This is a genomic window from Acidiphilium sp. (assembly GCF_049977125.1).
Taxonomy (GTDB): domain Bacteria; phylum Pseudomonadota; class Alphaproteobacteria; order Acetobacterales; family Acetobacteraceae; genus Acidiphilium.
This window is the reverse complement of sequence record NZ_JBMFGY010000074.1, coordinates 1-15,941: the sequence shown is the minus strand read 5'-3', so window position 1 is coordinate 15,941 and position 15,941 is coordinate 1. Positions and strand designations below refer to the sequence as shown.

Here is a 15,941-nt window from a genome sequence, read left to right as displayed (position 1 = left end):
ACGACATCGGTGCGGCGTTTAATTTCGCCGTTGAGCCGCTCGATGGGGTTGGTGGGGCATTGTCAGGTTGACGAGGGCAACGGGTGCCCGTAGCGATTTCGCATGATGGATCTGATCTTGATGTTGCCTTTGAAGGGGTACCGGTTTCCCCGATCGGTGATCGCATACGCGGTCTGGACCTATTACCGGTTCAATCTGAGCCTGCGGGATGTTGAGGATCTGCTAGCTGAACGAGGCGTGACGGTGAGCTACGAGACGATCCGGGCATAGGTCGATCGCTTCGGGCCACAGATGGCCTCACAGATGCGTCGCGACCGCCCGCCGGCAGGCAACAAATGGCACATCGACGAGATGGTGATCATCATCGGCGGTGAGCCGCACTGGCTGTGGCGTGCCGTCGATGACCGGGGTGATGTGCTGGAAATACTGGTTCAGAAACGCCGCAATGCCCGTGCCGCCCGACGATTTCTCCGCAAGTTGATGCGGCGATGGGGCCAGCCGCGCGTCGTGGTGACCGACAAACTCCGGAGCTACGACGTCGCACTCCGTATGGATTGCCGCAGTGCCGATCATCGATCCCACAAGCGGCTGAACAACCGGATCGAAGCGTCACACCGCCATACCAGGCGACGAGAAAAGATCATGGGTCGGTTCAAGTCCGCCGGCCAGGTCCAAAGATTTCTCGCTACCCATGACCAGATCATCATCCTGTTCCGCCCGAAACGCCACCGACTCTCCGCCCGATCATTCCGCCACAGCCGAGCCGACGCATTCTCGCTCTGGACCGACTACGCCGCCAACCTGGCCGCTTGATCGATCGGGTCTCGGTTAGATCGCACCTCGTCCAATCAACTTGACAATGCCTTCCAAAGGGCTACGGGCACCGGGAAGTATAGCCAACCTGACAATGCCGCCATAACATCCCGATGCTCGCCGACCCTCATGCTTAATCCGAGTCAGAACGCATATTTTAAATAAGCGCGACTGCTGAAAAACGGATTGTTATAGTGCTGTCCGGGCAGGTTGCCACTCTCGGCAAACGCGGCGTCCGTGTCCCAATCAACTGAAAGACCCTTCAAAACATTGGAGAGACTATAATCGAAATTTGCATCGATCACGTGAATCGCTTCATTATGAATTGGTGTCAGACTCGAGTTGAAACCATAAAAACCTCCATAAGTGAACGTATTCCCACCATAACCGTAGTCAACATTATATTCAACATAGGTCGGAGATATTTCTAATTTATTATGGAGAAGGAATATATTTCCAGTTACTCCAACAGCATAGCCCGGACCAAAATCCATGATCCCTGTTTGCATCGTATCCGTGAAAGTCGTGCCCGAGTTATCATTGTACGGATGAATACCACCACCATGACGAAAGGAGCTATAAGAAATCGGACTATAATCAGCGATCAGCGCGACATTGTCATCACCGAAACTCATTCCCAGTTTCGCGCCATATATATGGGCATTGACATTACTGGTTGTAGAAAAACCTACAAAATTGCTGCTACGAGTTCCGGAGTTACCCTCGCCCATCCCCTGTATTGCACCAAACACAGTGTTGTCAGGGGAAATTGGGGTAGAGAAGTCAGCTTGACCGTAAATTAGTTGCGCGAGGCCATAAAAGTCATAATACCAACCTTGTAAGCCATATTTCACGCCACCGAATGCGTTCTGATAACGTACGCCGCCAACAATAAAGCCATTCGAGTTGGAAATATAACGATTACCCGTGGTAAATGTGCTGCTATAACGGGAGTTGTAGCCGAAAATGCGTGCAGCGAATACGCTGAGTTTTGCCGACGAGGTGCTAAGGCTAAACGGCGCTGAACTCGCAGAGGTGCCGTTGGAGCCGATAACATTGATAACACCAGAAAAGCCCATGAAAGATCGCGGGCTAAAAGTATACCAATCCTGATTGGCATATGGCGTATTGATAAACTGCCGACCACCGCGTACCTCCAGCCACGAATTTTCGTACTGCAGATAAGCTTCACGAATCGACTGTAGGCTATGTGTTATACCGGTCAGTTCGGTATCGTCATGGGAAGGATTATTATTGTAAAGACCTAACGACTGGCCAGTAAATCCGGCGACGCCCAAGCTAAAGCCGTCAAGCGCGCCGGTATGTACGGTAACGTTGCCGCCTACAGCAAAACCATTGGCAAAATTGCCCGTATGTCCATTGTTGGCGTAGCTGAAATCCGTAGCCCCAGCCGTGCCAGAAATCGTGGTTTGACGAAGCGCGTCCTGCAGACTTTGTGCACGGGCATACGTTCCGCCTGCTAGGAAGGTAGAGGCAGCTAAAGCTAAAACTTTAACATAAAACTGCTTTGTCGTATTGTTAGTATACATTTGATCCTCCTCGTTTTTTCTGGACGTAGTTTATCAACACTTATTTATAGTTATTTTACGCATTACCGCCTTTCGATTAGCGTAGGCAATTTTTACAATTCGGTCGACGTAGTCCATCAGTGGCCGATAAAATGTTATTTGTCAATAAAAAATCGTCACCCTGAATCATGTTTTCTTTCTGCTCTTCGTTCATCAATGTCTTAGACAATTTATGCGCAGCCTGATCTTTATTATTTTTGTCCTTAATTGTTCTTATTTTATTTATAGACTGCTAAGTCGATATACTACTGGATCACCTAGCATTCCGGAAAAGCGGGACAGTATCTCTCAATAACGGGCGATCAGGTCCTAGAACGTGATCTGGTGCAACCCCTCGCCTCAGGTTCTGCGTGTGCGCAAGCGGAGCAGAATCAAAAATGTCGATTGGGCCTGCAACACACGTCGCGCAACTTTTCAAGTAAATCAGAGCAAGAGCCGATCGATTTCTTCTATTTGACATTACTATCACCGTCTTTTCGTATGAGAGTCAATCTTTGTTTAACCACTATAATTTCTAAATATATACAACTGATTGCCCGCATGGCCTCAGACCCGAACCGCGCGGCCAGTCAGTGCTGATTCCAGCGCGCAATCGGCAAGTCGCAGCGCCTGCCGGCCGTCGCGTGCCGTCACCGGCATTGGTGTGCCGGCCTCGACTGCTGTACGGAAAATCTCGAATTCGTTGCGAAAGGCGTCAGTATAACGTTCGAAAAAGAAATTCAGCAACGGCTCACGCGCATCGGTCGCCGCACCGCTCCATCGCCTCACCGTGGTCGGACGCAGGTTGTCATTCATCAGCATCCCCGCCGATCCGAACACTTCAAAGCGCTGGTCATAACCATACGCAGCGGCACGACAGCAATTGATGTGGCACTGCCGGCCGAATTCGGTGCGCAGGTTGACCATCACAGTGTCGAAATCACCGATCTCCGCTAGGTCTGGATCAATGAGCCGGCTCGCCGTCGCCATCACCTCGACTGGTTCCTCTCCGAGGAGGAAACGCGCCATATCGAAGTCATGGATCGTCATGTCGCGGAAAATTCCCCCGGAATGTTGGAGATAGACGCGCGGCGGTGGTGCCGGGTCGCGGCTCGTGATGATCACCTGTCGGATCTCGCCGATCTCCCCGGTATCAATCGCGCGGCGCAGTTCCTGCGAGGCTGGATCGAAACGCCGGTTGAATGCAAGCATCACCCGTCCACCAAGCCGTTCGATCTCGGCGATCGCCTCATCGGCCTTAGCAATGTCGAGATCGATCGGCTTCTCACACAACACGGCCTTACCGGCACGTACTGCGGCGAGCATTAGCGTGACGTGTGTGTTGGTAGGCGTTGCGATCACCACTGCATCGACATCCGCACGCGCCAGCACAGCTTCGGGATCGGTCGAAGCGGCGCAACCGAGTTCCCGCGCAAGATCTTGCGCCTCACTTCCGAACGGATCCACGATCGCAACGAGGTCCGTCTGGCGGTTGGAGGCGGCATTGGTGGCATGAATCCGGCCGACGCGGCCGGCGCCGAAAAGGGCAACCCTCAACATTGAAGAGCCTCTGGGTTCTTAGCTCGAGTTGCGTGAAATCGATGATACATGGCACAACACCTTCATGTATTTCCTGGTTGTGATCTATTGAGTTCGTGCTGAAGAGCGTTAAGGCCTGCGCCGCCGGCCATGTGGAACATAAGATTTTCGAGGGAGAGGCTAGCGCGAGCGGCGTCAAGTTCGACTTCACCGCGCGCGAGGACGATGAAGTGGTCACCGACCATATAGGCATGGTGCGGGTTGTGGGTAATGAAGATGACACCAGTTCTGTGTTCGCGGGCGGCCTGGGCGATGTACCGCAGTACGAAGCCGGACTGGGTGACGCCGAGAGCCGCGGTGGGTTCGTCGAGGATCAGCACCCGTGCGCCGAAATGGATCGCGCGTGCGATCGCCACCACCTGCCGCTGTCCGCCCGAGAGCGTGCCGACCGGCTGATCAAGATCAACGACGTGGATGCCCATCCGGCGGAGTTCGCGGTCGGTGATCTCCCACATTGAGGCGATATCAAGCCTACGGAACGGACCGCGCCCGATGGTCAGTTCCGAACCGAGGAAGAAGTTCCGCCAGATCGGCAACAGCGGCACCAAAGCCAGCGTCTGGTAGACCGCCGAGATGCCGCGATCCAGCGCCTCACGCGGTGACTTGAACGTTACCACGTCGCCATCCACCGCGTAAGTACCCGTGCTGTGTTCACGCAGACCGGCGATGATGCTGATCAGCGTCGACTTGCCAGCGCCGTTGTCACCCAAAACGCAGGTGACCTCACCGCTGCGCACTGTCATGCTGACTCCGCGGAGCGCGTTGATACTGCCGTAGCTCTTGCCGATATCGGCAAGCTGAATGATCGGCGCGGATCTCTCACTCATCTCACTTCCCTCCGCTCGCCCGGAGGCGCAACCAGCTGTTGACGACCGTCGCCACCAGCAGCGTCGCGCCGACGAAAAACATAAACCAGTCGGGATTCCAGTCGGCGTAGATCACCCCTTCCGTTGTCATCCCGAAAATGAACGCACCGAACCCTGAGCCGATCGCTGAGCCGTAGCCGCCTGTCAGCAGGCACCCGCCCACGACCGCCGCCGCGATGTAGAGCAGTTCGTTGCCAACACCCGCGCCGGATTGCACTTCGTTATATTCGAACAGCATATGCATTCCGAGAAACCAAGCGCTAAACCCCACGATCATAAACAGTGCAATCTTCATCCGCCGCACTGGCACGCCCACCGCCCGTGCACTCTCGTCGCTGCCGCCAACCGCAAAGATCCAGTTGCCGAACCGGGTGCGTAGAAGAACCCAGGTCGCCATCATGATGAACAGCAACCAGTAGAGGATCGCGATACTGATATCGACATCGCCGATTCTGAACGTCGAGGCGAAAATCGCATGCGCGGAGGCAAAGCCCGGCACATGGCTGATGCTCCCGGTCGCAACATTCCCTGTGACCACCTTGGTGAGTGCGATGTTCAACCCCTGCAACATCAGGAAGGTTGACAATGTGACCAGAAAGCTGTGCAAACGAGTACGAATCAGTAGGTAGCCATTCAGGGCGCCTATCGCCAGCGAGAGCAGCAGCGCGAACACGATCCCCGCCCACATATTGCCCGCGACCTTTGTAGCGAACATCGACGCCGCCAACGACGAGGTCGTGACTGCAACACCCGCAGTTAGGTCAAATTCGCCGCCGATCATTAATAGCGATACCGCAACTGCTGGAATCCCGATCGTCGCAGACTGGTACAGCACCGTCGCGAGCGCATCCAACTGCCGAAAGGGCGGCGCTACTACGGAGAATAGAAGAAAGACTAGTATGGCGCCGCCCAGCGCGCCGACTTCCGGTCGTCTTAGCGTCTTACGCCAGAACGCCTGCTTAACCAGTTGCGGGTGTGCAGCCCGAGGCGCGTCGTTTCCGGCCATCGTACCATTGGTCATCGTCCTAACCTCTCCTCTCGCCCAGTGCTTCGTGCGACCGGCACCAAAAGCGGCGCCGGCACGCAGGAAGCCTCAGTATCAGGCAAGCATCAGCGAGTACCGCGCTTTGCGAACTTCGCAACCGCCGCAACGTTCTTCGAAGTCACGAAGGACGGGCCGGTAAGAACCGGCTTGCCTCCGCCGACCACATCGCCGTTTGTCTTGTAAAGCCAGAGGAAATCGACGGCCTCGTAGCCCTGTAGGTAAGGTTGCTGATCCACCGCAAATTGCAGTTTACCTTCTTGAATCAGGTGCACTGCCTGCGGACTTAGGTCAAAGGTTGCGACCTTTGCTTTGCTGTTGGCCATCTTTACCGATTGGATCGCCGTTGGCGCAAATGGTGCGCCTAGCGTTATAACATAGTCGATGTTATGGTCCTGCTGTAGTTTTGCAACTATCCGCGACTGAGCGACTGCCATATCAAAGCCACTGAGATACAAGACCTTAACTTTTCCTTTAAAGGTCTTCTTAATGCCATCGTAACGATCATCAAGATTCTTTGCACCTTGTAGCTGATCAACTACGAGGACATCCTTGGCGCCCAAAGAATTCAGGCGTTTCCCTACGGCCTCTCCGGCGATCTTTTCATCTTCCCCAACATACATCAGTAACCCGGCTTTTTTCCAGACGCCAAGCCCCGCATTAAGACCAACGATCGGGATTCCCTCATTTTCTGCTTGCCTCAGAGCGGGGATTTCAGCGTCGGGAAACGGAATTGTTACAGCGATTCCATCAACATGTTGCTGTGCAACATTCGTTATAAGCTGTGCTTCACCCGCGGCATTCGGATTATTTTGATAGATCAACCTAACATGATCATTTTTGGCTGCGGCTTCAGCTCCTTTCCGAACGATAGACCAATACGCATCACCTGTTTGCGCGTGAGTTACCATTGCAAACTTGAGCTCATTTTGTTTGGCTGAAGCGGTACGTGTCCCTCCAACAATTGCTACTGACAACAGTATTGTTGTCAAAACCGTTGTTGACCGAATATTGCATTTTTTTTCACTCATTTGAGTTTCCTCTCTGTTTGTGGACTCGACGAAACGAAACGTTATAGACGGGCGATTTTCCGATTATATAAAATTAGGAATGAGCGTTATGTTAGAAGGTTCTATATAATTACGTAATCGAATATTCTATACTACATTAAAGATGTGATAGCGTTCTGTGCCGAAACGCATACCGGCATAATTGTCTTTTCAAGAATCTTAATCCGGTCGAACTGCGTTATATCGCTGGACAGAACGTCGCGTAGCGCTGTACCAAACGACACCCGTAATTCGGTCCCTATATTTATCTTGCAGACATTCGTGTTTCGGGAGACAGATTTCCGTGTTGCCAAACCTATTCCTGATCCGCCATGCAACACGAGGGGCTGGTCAGGAACAACGGTTTGAATTGCCATGAGAAGTTCGAGATCTATGTCTACCCCGGGAGACAGCATTAGATGACGATTGCCAACGGAGATCGCCAAGGCATCGACGCCGGTCTCACGAACGAAGCAGTTGACTTCCAGCGGATCAGTTCCCTGGGATTCGTAGCCGTCCTGATAACCGACAAAGCCGAGTTCGCCTTCTACCGACAAACCATGTGAGTGAGCCCAAGAGCAAATCTCACCGGTCTTGTCTATGTTCTCCTCCAACGATAAATTAGATCCGTCAAACATCACTGAAGTGAAACCGCTCTCAAACGCCACCTTGCATTCACAAATACTATTGCCGTGATCAAGATGGATAACAATCGGAACCAATGCCTTTTCGGCTAGATTTCGTAGCATTGGACCTAGAACAGACAACGGAGTGTAATTACGGCTTCCCGGTCCCACCTGTAAAACAACCGGTCGTCCGACCAACTCTGCTGCACGGACGTACGCTACGGCATCCTCCCAGCCCAAAACAACAAGACCGGCGACAGCGGTATTGTTACTAAGGCACGGGATCAGCACATCCTTTAAAGTTGCGATTGTCATTTGAATTTTTCAATCATATCTTTGATGCCGGGGATAGTTTCAATCTGATTAGCGTGACTGGGCTGAAAGAACTGAATTAATGGCCGTTGTGATAGACCGCCCAGAATGGTGAAATAGTACATCTCGTATCCGGGCAGCACGCAGCAAGGATGGTAACCCTTGTCGAGTAAGATCGTTGAGCCATCAACTATGTGATAGGCGTCGCCCGGCTCACCTTCTTCCCTCTGGAGCATTTGCAAGCCGGACCCGTGTGGAGGATTGAAGCGGAAGTTGTACGCTTCATCGTGACGACTTTCGATTGGAAGGCGATCCGTATCGTGCTTGTGACTTGGAAAACCAGACCACCCACCGCTACCAACGGTATAAAGCTCTGATACCAATAGTCTGCCAACTCTGCCATGATATTTTTGTCCGAGAATGTGCTTTATCTTGCGATGTGTCTTGGTCTCGTCCGAACCGTATTGGACGGGATCGATGTCAGAGACGCGGACAGCAAAAGGTGGCAAGACTTTATCAAAACGTGCACCAGCCACGAAAATTTCAGCAGGCCCGTGCGTACAAGTTATGACTGCGGCTTGCCCTGAGCCAACATAGACTGCCTCAGGTTCTCCATCCCAGACATTCACACGGCGCTGGCCGATTTCTGTAAACGTATGACCTGCAGTTGACACATCGACCGTCCCAATTGCGGGCACAATGCATGTTTCATAGCCCGCAGCGATCGATGTAAAACTTTCGCCAATCTCAAGCTTGACGATATTGAAATAGACCAGCGGAACTAGCGGATGATCAACGTTGACGATCGGCTTGTTCATATTGTCATGAGGTGCGATATGCATGAGCGATCCCATCCCTATCCATTAAAACGATTCGATCAAGCGCATTACTGTTGCCCGGTCGGGTGAGGCGGGGGCACAACCAATCCCGGCGACGATCAGCGCAGCCGTCGCCGATCCCCGTCGCACAGCAATTTTCAACTCCTCGCCTTGCGCAAGACCAGCGAGTAGACCTGCCATGAAACCATCGCCTGCACCTGTCGGTTTAAGCGCTGCAACAGGAAAGATGGGTGTTTTGAAGCTCGTTTCGCCAGTGTACGTGATCGACCCGTCGGCACCTTGCTTGTAAATCGTGAATAACGCGCCGCGCTTCACCAAGTCTTCAGCAAACTTCGTACCGAGCAACTGACTGCCGGCAAGCAATCCGAACTCTGTATCATTTCCAACTACGATATCGGCCGACAACGCGGCATCCCTGCATATTTGCGCGGCCTCTTCATAAGTGGCCCACGAAGCTGAGCGATAATCGATATCCAGGATAACGTGAGCCCCGGCGGCCCGCGCGCGTCTCATAGCCACATTGACGGCACTGCGAGATGGTTCAGCAGCAAATGCAGTGCCCGTAACGACGAGAGCTGCGACATCTGAAAGATCAATGTCCCGGATATTCGCCTCGGTAAGGGCGAGATCAGCTGGTCGATTACGGTAGAAGACCGTCTGACAGTCTTGCTTCACCGTTTCAGTGATTGCCAGAGACGTCCGATATCCGTCGTCAATCAGGCTTACGTGGCGTGTGTCTACGCCATACCGGAACAACTCGGCAAGACAGAAACGACCGATCGCGTCATTAGAGACACACGTAACCAATTCAGCCGCTATACCTTGGCGTGCCAGTGCGACAGCAATGTTTCCAGCCGAGCCACCAACGGCGGCTACATATCGTTCAGCGTGATCGATCCGTGTTTCGGGTGGATCCGCATACAAATCCATGCCGACGCGACCAACCACAACGAAACGAACACGACTGGAGTTGTGCCACGGCAGTTGCATCAGTTCCCCCTGCGCTGAGCGGCTCGACCGGCTTCCATCACTGCCCGAGCGGCCACAACTTCAGGCCGAGAGCTAATTGCAGGTGTGCCTACCTCCCACCATGCATGTCCGCGCTCAGTCCAACCTTCTACTGGATCCACGCACATGACTATGACCGCGGTCCGTTCAGAAGCTCGCGCCCGGTCAAAAGCGGCGACGAACTCATCTATGGAAAAAACTTGCTCGGCAGCAGCGCCAAGTGCCTGGGCATGAGCCGCAAAATCAACCGTAAATGGTCGTGGGATCGTCGGACAGTCGGCTATCAGCGTGTTGAAGCTGGCGTTACCGGTATTTTTCTGAAGCTTGTTTATGACCGCAAAACCACCGTTATCGAGAACAATTATGATAAGCTTGTGGCCAGTGAGAACAGATGAATATATATCTGAATTCATCAGAAGATAAGAACCATCGCCGACGAAGACAATAGTATCCCCATCGGGGTCTAACTCCACTTGAGCAATCCTTGCTCCCCATCCGCCGGCAATCTCGTAGCCCATACACGAAAACCCGAACTCGACGTCAACCGTGCCAATGCCGAGTGTCCTCCAATTGGCGGCCAGTTCAGCTGGCAGTCCGCCCGCTGCGGTGACAATCCGATCTCGTGGGGTACAGCGCGCGTTTACGGCACCAATGGCCTGCGCGTAGCTCAAGGGGCCATTTCGCGATGCCGTGTTCAATTCGACGTATTCGTTCCAAATCCGTCGTTTTCCTTGCGCGGAAGACAGCCATGCTGGAGATGCGCGATAGTCACCGAGCGCGAGAGAGAGGGCAGCCAGACCGGCTTTTGCGTCACAAACAAGAGGAACGGATAGGTGCTTGCTTGCGTCCTGCCTGCAGACGTTCATTCCAACTATTGTCGCGCGACGATCGAAGACTGACCAGGAACCTGTAGTGAAATCCTGGAGTCGTGTCCCAACCGCAAGAACGACATCTGCTTCTTTGGCAATCGCGTTCGCGCTGTCTGAACCTGTTACACCAAGTGGACCGATATTATGAGGGTCGTCCCATAACATATTGGCTCGCCCCGCTATAGTTTCAACAACAGGGATCCCGTGCGCTTCCGCGAATGTTTTCAATTCACCGGCAGCTCCTGAATACTGAACACCGCCCCCCGCGAGGAGCAATGGTTGATGTGCACCTGCGAGATAGGTTGCTGCGCGTTGAACCTCCACAGGATCGGGATGTATGCGCCGAATACGCAGTATCCGTGGCTCAAAGAATTCGGGGGGGTAGTCGTAAGTCCAACCCTGAAGATCCTGAGGTAGCGCAAGAAACGCAGGTCCACAATCAGCAGGATCAAGCATTGTATTTAATAGGGCTGGCAGACTCTTCAGGATTTGTGCTGGATGAGTTATACGGTCCCAATAGCGACTGACGACTCGGAATGCATCCGTTACACTTGTTGTGGGATCAGTCCAATGCTCAAGTTGTTGTAGAACTGGGTCAGGAAGGCTTGTAACAAAATTATCACCGCAAAGGAAAAGTACGGGGAGACGGTTTGCATGCGCAAGAGCAGCCGCGGTGAGTAGATTCGCGGTACCTGGTCCAGCGGACGCAGTACAAAACATAAAGCGTCGTCGCAAATAAGCCTTTGCATACGCAGCTGCGGCAAAGCCCATACTCTGTTCATTTTGGCCGCGATAAAGCGGCAACGTATTCCGTGCCTCGTAGAGTGCCTCACCTAACGAAGGGGCATTTCCGTGGCCAAAGATACAAAACCCCCCCCCACAGAGCAACTTCGTTTCGCCATCTATCTCAATGAACTGATTTTCCAGGAAACGTATAATTGCTTGTGCAACCGTCAACTGGAGAGCTGAGCTGTTTCGGTCCATGTTTTGCGTACCACGTTAAACCTTACTTGACTGGTTATAAACTAGTCGGTAGATGTTTGCAAGCGTTTGCAATCCATTTCGAGGGGCCTTCATGCGGAAAATCGGGATTGGAGTTATCGGTGGCGGCTACATGGGGAAGGCACATTCGGTGGCGATGTCTGCCGTCGGCGCTATGTTCGACACCGCCCTGCGTCCAACGCTCGAAATGATCTGTGCCTCAAGCGCGGAAACGTCTGAAAGGTACCGTCTCGCCTATGGGTTCAAGCGGGCTACACCGGACTGGCGCACTCTTGTCACTGATCCGCGTGTTCAAGCAATTGTAATTGCAAGTCCGCAGGAGACCCATCGACCAATTGCCGAGTTAGCGTTTTCGCTGAAAAAACCAGTGCTTTGCGAAAAACCGTTGGGCTGCAGCCTTTCTGACAGCGAAGCGATGGTCGCTGCCGCGGAAGCTGCCGGTGCGGTCAATATGGTGGGCTTCAATTATATCTGCACGCCAGCGTCGCAATTCGTTCGCACGCTACTGGCACAAAGAGAGATCGGCACGATCACATGGTTTCGGGGAGAGCACGCGGAAGACTTTGACGCAGATCCCTCAAGATCGGCAAACTGGCGCAATTTCGGTCGGGCGAATGGAACAATGGGCGATTTAGCCCCCCATATGATAAACGCTGCGTTGACGTTGGTTGGACCGATTGACCGGCTATGCGCCAATATTGCAAGCGTTTACACTGAACGACCAGGATTGGATGGCCAGAACGGTAATGATGACATCGGCCAGTTCATGTGCCACTTCACAAACGGAGCGACGGGCCATCTTAGTTTCAGTCGGATATCGACAGGAAGAAAGATGGGGTTTGCATATGAGGTCGTCGGCTCCGCAGGCGCAATTCGCTTCGATCAAGAGGATCAGAATGCACTGTGGTTGTATCGATTGTCCGACCCCCCTGCCGAACGTGGTTTCCGCAAGATACTGACCGGCCCCGCACATCCCGATTATGCAGCCTTTTGCTTGGGCGCCGGCCATGGCACCGGTTATCAAGACCAAATCATAATCGAGGCGAAGAATTTCCTGCGGGCCATTGAGAGTCGTCAGCCAGCCTGGCCATCTTTTCGAGATGGGTTGAACGTTCACCGGGTAATCGAGGCAGCCTTTGTTAGTCATTCAACAGGTAGTTGGGTGGATGTTTGAGGAGAAAAAGATGATTTCCATAGGTAATGCGCCGTGTTCTTGGGGTGTGGAATTTGCGGACGATCCGCGCAATCCTCCCTGGCGTCGGGTTCTGTCCGAATGTGCCGCGGCAGGTTATAGCGGAATAGAGCTTGGCCCAGTTGGCTTCATGCCCGAAGATCCAACAGTCCTTGCCGATGCGCTAGCTGCACATGATTTGACGCTGACGGCCGGAGTCGTTTTCAGCCCTTTTCACGACCCATCAAAATGGAATGATGTCTTGGATCGCGCTACTAGAACATGTAGCGCACTTGTTGCACATGGGGCACAGCATCTTGTGTTGATTGATAGTATCTCATCTCGCCGCGCGCCGACCGCAGGGCGGCCTGTTGAAGCTGAACAAATGTCCGTCGCCGAATGGACTGCCTTTGTTGAACGCATCAGAACTGCCGCAAAACTCGGCACTGACCAAGGACTCACCGTGAGCATCCACCCCCACGCAGGTGGCTTTATCGATTTCGAGCCCGAGGTGGAACGTCTTCTTGGCGATATTGATGAAAACCTTATGAAGGTATGTGTTGATACGGGTCACCATTCCTACGCTGGCTTCGATCCGATCGCGTTCACGCAGCGCCATATCGACCGAATTTCGTATCTCCACTTCAAAGACATAGATCCTGAAGTCAAGGCACGCGCGGTAGGGGAACGGATGGGATTTTATGATGCTTGCCGTGATGGAATTTTCTGCAATCTGGGCAAGGGAGATGTCGATTTCCCGGCCTTAAGAAATCTTCTTCTTCACGCGGGATACTCGGGTTGGTGCACGGTCGAGCAAGATTGCGACCCAGCCGGCCCCACGTCGCCTCTCGATGATGCGCACACCAACTATAAATTTCTCTCATCCATTGGCTTTTAAGTTAGGGGAATCTGATGGCGACATTAAATTGGGGCATGATCGGAGGTGGGGAAGGCAGTCAGATCGGTCCAGCTCATCGACTTGCTGCGCGGCTTGACGACTGTTTCCAGTTCGTAGCCGGAGCCCTAGACCATGATCCATTGGCAGGGCATGACTTCGGGAAGAGGCTTGGCCTTAATCCCGACCGATCCTACGGAAACTGGCGCGAGATGTTGGAGGCAGAGCAGAAACGTCCCGATCACATCGATCTGGTCACTGTGGCGACACCCAATTCGACACACTATGAGATTTCCAAGGCGTTCTTGGAAGCTGGTTTCAACGTCTTATGCGAAAAACCGATGACGGTGACCGAGGCAGAAGCCGAGGATCTTGTCCTAACGGCGCGGAAAGCAGACCGTATCTGCGCTGTGAATTTTGGCTACACAGGCTATGCGTTGGTTCGGCACATGCGCGCAATGATATCACGTGGCGATCTTGGTCAAATTAGGCTAGTTGTCGTTGAGTTTGCACACGGTCATCATGCTGACGCGGCGGACTTAAATAATCCCCGCGTTCGCTGGCGGTATGATCCATTGCAGGCGGGCGTCTCGGCCCAGTTTGCAGATTGCGGGATTCATGCCCTTCACCTAGCAAGTTTCGTGACAAAGCAGGAGGTCACGCGTTTGTCATCGGACTTTGCGTCATGTCTACCCGGCAGACTTCTTGAAGATGACGCCATGGTCAATTTTCGTTTGAATGGCGGCGCAGTTGGGCGTCTGTGGACGTCGTCTGTCGCCATCGGACGTCAGCATGGGCTCACGATACAGGTTTTTGGAGAAAACGGTGGTTTGCGCTGGGAGCAGGAGCACCCTAATCAGTTATACTACATGCCTCTTGGCCAACGCCTTCAGGTAATAGAACGTGGTGAGACCAATCTATCACCCGAAGCCGATCGGGCGAGTCGTGTAACGATCGGCCATGCTGAGGGTATGCCTTTGGCCTTTGCTAACATTTATCGTGATCTGAGTGAAAGCATTCTCGCAAAGCGTTCTGGTTGCACAGCCAATCCGGCGATGACGCTTTTTCCAACGCCGGAGGATGGTCTTCGGTCGGTGGCGGCAATCCATGCAGCTGTAGCTTCAGCAAAGGCGGATGGGGCTTGGACCGATGCGCGGCCAAGACTGTTCCGTTAAGGTTTCGGGCGCAATGTCGACCGCTCAATTATGCGACAAGGAAATAGTCTCGCCTCGGGCAAGCGGTTATGGTTTGAAAATTGAGAGTGTATCATGTCGATTGAAGCATCAATGATTGCCCCGAAAGGTTGCTGAATAGTAGTCAAGTCTATGCCTGCCCAACTCGCGAGCTCCATATCGTTTAGTCCAATAACCCCAATATCCCTCGGCACAGAGAGCCCCTTATCGCGAATCGCCGAGAGAGCACCAATAGACAGAACGTCGTCAGCGCAGAAGTATGCGTCAGCTCGTGATTCGCGTAATAGGCGGCTCATTTCTGCTCGACCGGCATTGAAACTATATGCGCCGGCGAAGCTTACTGTGGCCTCTACTCCTGATAACGCGGCGACCTCCGTGAAACCTTGTTGTCGATCCTGCGTGGTCGAAGCGTCGTGCGGCCCCCCAAGAAAGCCTATATGCCTGTAACCTCGCTCTATCAGAGTCCTAGCCGCCATGCGGCCAGCATCGATATTATCAATTCCGACCACCGGAACTACGGGGGTTTGGGCCGCACGGCCAAATGCATGGACGACCGGCATGCCAGCGACTTGAAAGGCTGCAGCAAATCCATCCGGAACGTGCGAAGATGCAATTATTACTCCATCAACGGAGTATTGTTGCATGAGATTTAAGGATCTCTTGGGGCTAGTTTCGTTTGACAAGTTGAAAAGCAAAGGTCGAAGACTCTTTTCCTGAAGGCCGCGGGTAAATAGATCAAAGATCTCCAGAAAAACTGGGTTATGAAAATTATTAGACACCAATCCTACAAGTTGCGTTTTACGTGTCATAAGGCTTCTGGCAAGAATATTCGGACTGTAACCGAGTTCAGTCGCGACCTTTTCGACCTTGGCTCGGGTTTTTGCAGAAACGGATGCGCCAGGCGTAAACGTACGAGATACCGCTGCCCGGGAAACCCCGGCCCGTTCCGCAACGTCTTTAAGCGTGATTGCCATACAGATATCGGACCTTGTTTTCGATCGTTTCGCCAGTCGTGCTGTAGTAGCAGAGGTGCGGCGGTGCCGGTAGGTTGGTGTGGGAATAGTCAGATTGACGATATCACCCGGTGTG

General features: G+C 53.1%; 13 protein-coding genes and 1 pseudogene. 4 read left to right on the top strand and 10 right to left on the bottom strand.

Annotated features, from left to right (window positions below):
• Positions 1-102: 102 nt before the first annotated feature.
• Positions 103-813: pseudogene (locus ACP5E6_RS11840) on the top strand (IS6 family transposase).
• Between the two features lie 143 nt (positions 814-956).
• Here ACP5E6_RS11840 and ACP5E6_RS11835 read toward each other — a convergent pair.
• The 9 genes from ACP5E6_RS11835 to iolD all read right to left on the bottom strand — a co-directional run bounded on the left by ACP5E6_RS11835 (position 957) and on the right by iolD (position 11,575).
• A complete protein-coding gene (locus ACP5E6_RS11835) occupies positions 957-2,363 on the bottom strand; it encodes a hypothetical protein (protein ID WP_427954443.1) in 1,407 nt (468 codons plus the stop codon).
• Between the two features lie 585 nt (positions 2,364-2,948).
• Positions 2,949-3,941, bottom strand: coding sequence for an inositol 2-dehydrogenase (iolG, locus tag ACP5E6_RS11830; RefSeq protein ID WP_427954442.1), 993 nt, complete (start codon positions 3,939-3,941; stop codon positions 2,949-2,951).
• A 62-nt stretch (positions 3,942-4,003) separates the two neighbouring features.
• On the bottom strand, positions 4,004-4,807 hold the full coding sequence (locus ACP5E6_RS11825; RefSeq protein WP_427954441.1) for an ATP-binding cassette domain-containing protein: 804 nt from the start codon (positions 4,805-4,807) through the stop codon (positions 4,004-4,006).
• Between the two features lies 1 nt (position 4,808).
• Positions 4,809-5,867, bottom strand: a complete 1,059-nt coding sequence (locus ACP5E6_RS11820; protein ID WP_427954440.1) for an ABC transporter permease — start codon at positions 5,865-5,867, stop codon at positions 4,809-4,811.
• 89 nt (positions 5,868-5,956) lie between these two features.
• Entirely contained in the window at positions 5,957-6,919 is a 963-nt protein-coding gene (locus tag ACP5E6_RS11815) for a substrate-binding domain-containing protein (protein ID WP_427954439.1), read from the bottom strand.
• Between the two features lie 131 nt (positions 6,920-7,050).
• A complete protein-coding gene (locus ACP5E6_RS11810) occupies positions 7,051-7,878 on the bottom strand; it encodes a class II fructose-bisphosphate aldolase (RefSeq protein ID WP_427954438.1) in 828 nt (275 codons plus the stop codon).
• The gene (locus tag ACP5E6_RS11805) at positions 7,875-8,717 is read right to left on the bottom strand and encodes a 5-deoxy-glucuronate isomerase (protein ID WP_427954437.1); all 843 of its coding nucleotides are present in this window, start codon (positions 8,715-8,717) and stop codon (positions 7,875-7,877) included. Before ACP5E6_RS11805 ends, ACP5E6_RS11810 begins: the two co-directional genes overlap by 4 nt.
• Before the next feature lie 21 nt (positions 8,718-8,738).
• A complete protein-coding gene (locus ACP5E6_RS11800; protein ID WP_427954436.1) occupies positions 8,739-9,704 on the bottom strand; it encodes a PfkB family carbohydrate kinase in 966 nt (321 codons plus the stop codon).
• On the bottom strand, positions 9,704-11,575 hold the full coding sequence (iolD, locus tag ACP5E6_RS11795; RefSeq protein WP_427954435.1) for a 3D-(3,5/4)-trihydroxycyclohexane-1,2-dione acylhydrolase (decyclizing): 1,872 nt from the start codon (positions 11,573-11,575) through the stop codon (positions 9,704-9,706). Before iolD ends, ACP5E6_RS11800 begins: the two co-directional genes overlap by 1 nt.
• Positions 11,576-11,666: 91 nt before the next feature.
• Between iolD and ACP5E6_RS11790 the strand changes: the two genes are divergently transcribed.
• From ACP5E6_RS11790 to ACP5E6_RS11780, 3 genes are read left to right on the top strand one after another with little or no spacing between them, the layout of a single operon-like run.
• Positions 11,667-12,767, top strand: a complete 1,101-nt coding sequence (locus ACP5E6_RS11790; RefSeq protein WP_427954434.1) for a Gfo/Idh/MocA family protein — start codon at positions 11,667-11,669, stop codon at positions 12,765-12,767.
• A complete protein-coding gene (locus ACP5E6_RS11785; protein ID WP_427954433.1) occupies positions 12,760-13,662 on the top strand; it encodes a TIM barrel protein in 903 nt (300 codons plus the stop codon). Before ACP5E6_RS11790 ends, ACP5E6_RS11785 begins: the two co-directional genes overlap by 8 nt.
• Before the next feature lie 14 nt (positions 13,663-13,676).
• On the top strand, positions 13,677-14,834 hold the full coding sequence (locus tag ACP5E6_RS11780) for a Gfo/Idh/MocA family protein (protein WP_427954432.1): 1,158 nt from the start codon (positions 13,677-13,679) through the stop codon (positions 14,832-14,834).
• Here ACP5E6_RS11780 and ACP5E6_RS11775 read toward each other — a convergent pair.
• Positions 14,831-15,941, bottom strand: a 1,111-nt coding sequence (locus tag ACP5E6_RS11775; protein WP_427954431.1) for a LacI family DNA-binding transcriptional regulator, incomplete at its 5' end; no start/stop codon positions are given. The two genes, ACP5E6_RS11780 and ACP5E6_RS11775, sit on opposite strands and share 4 nt — an antisense overlap.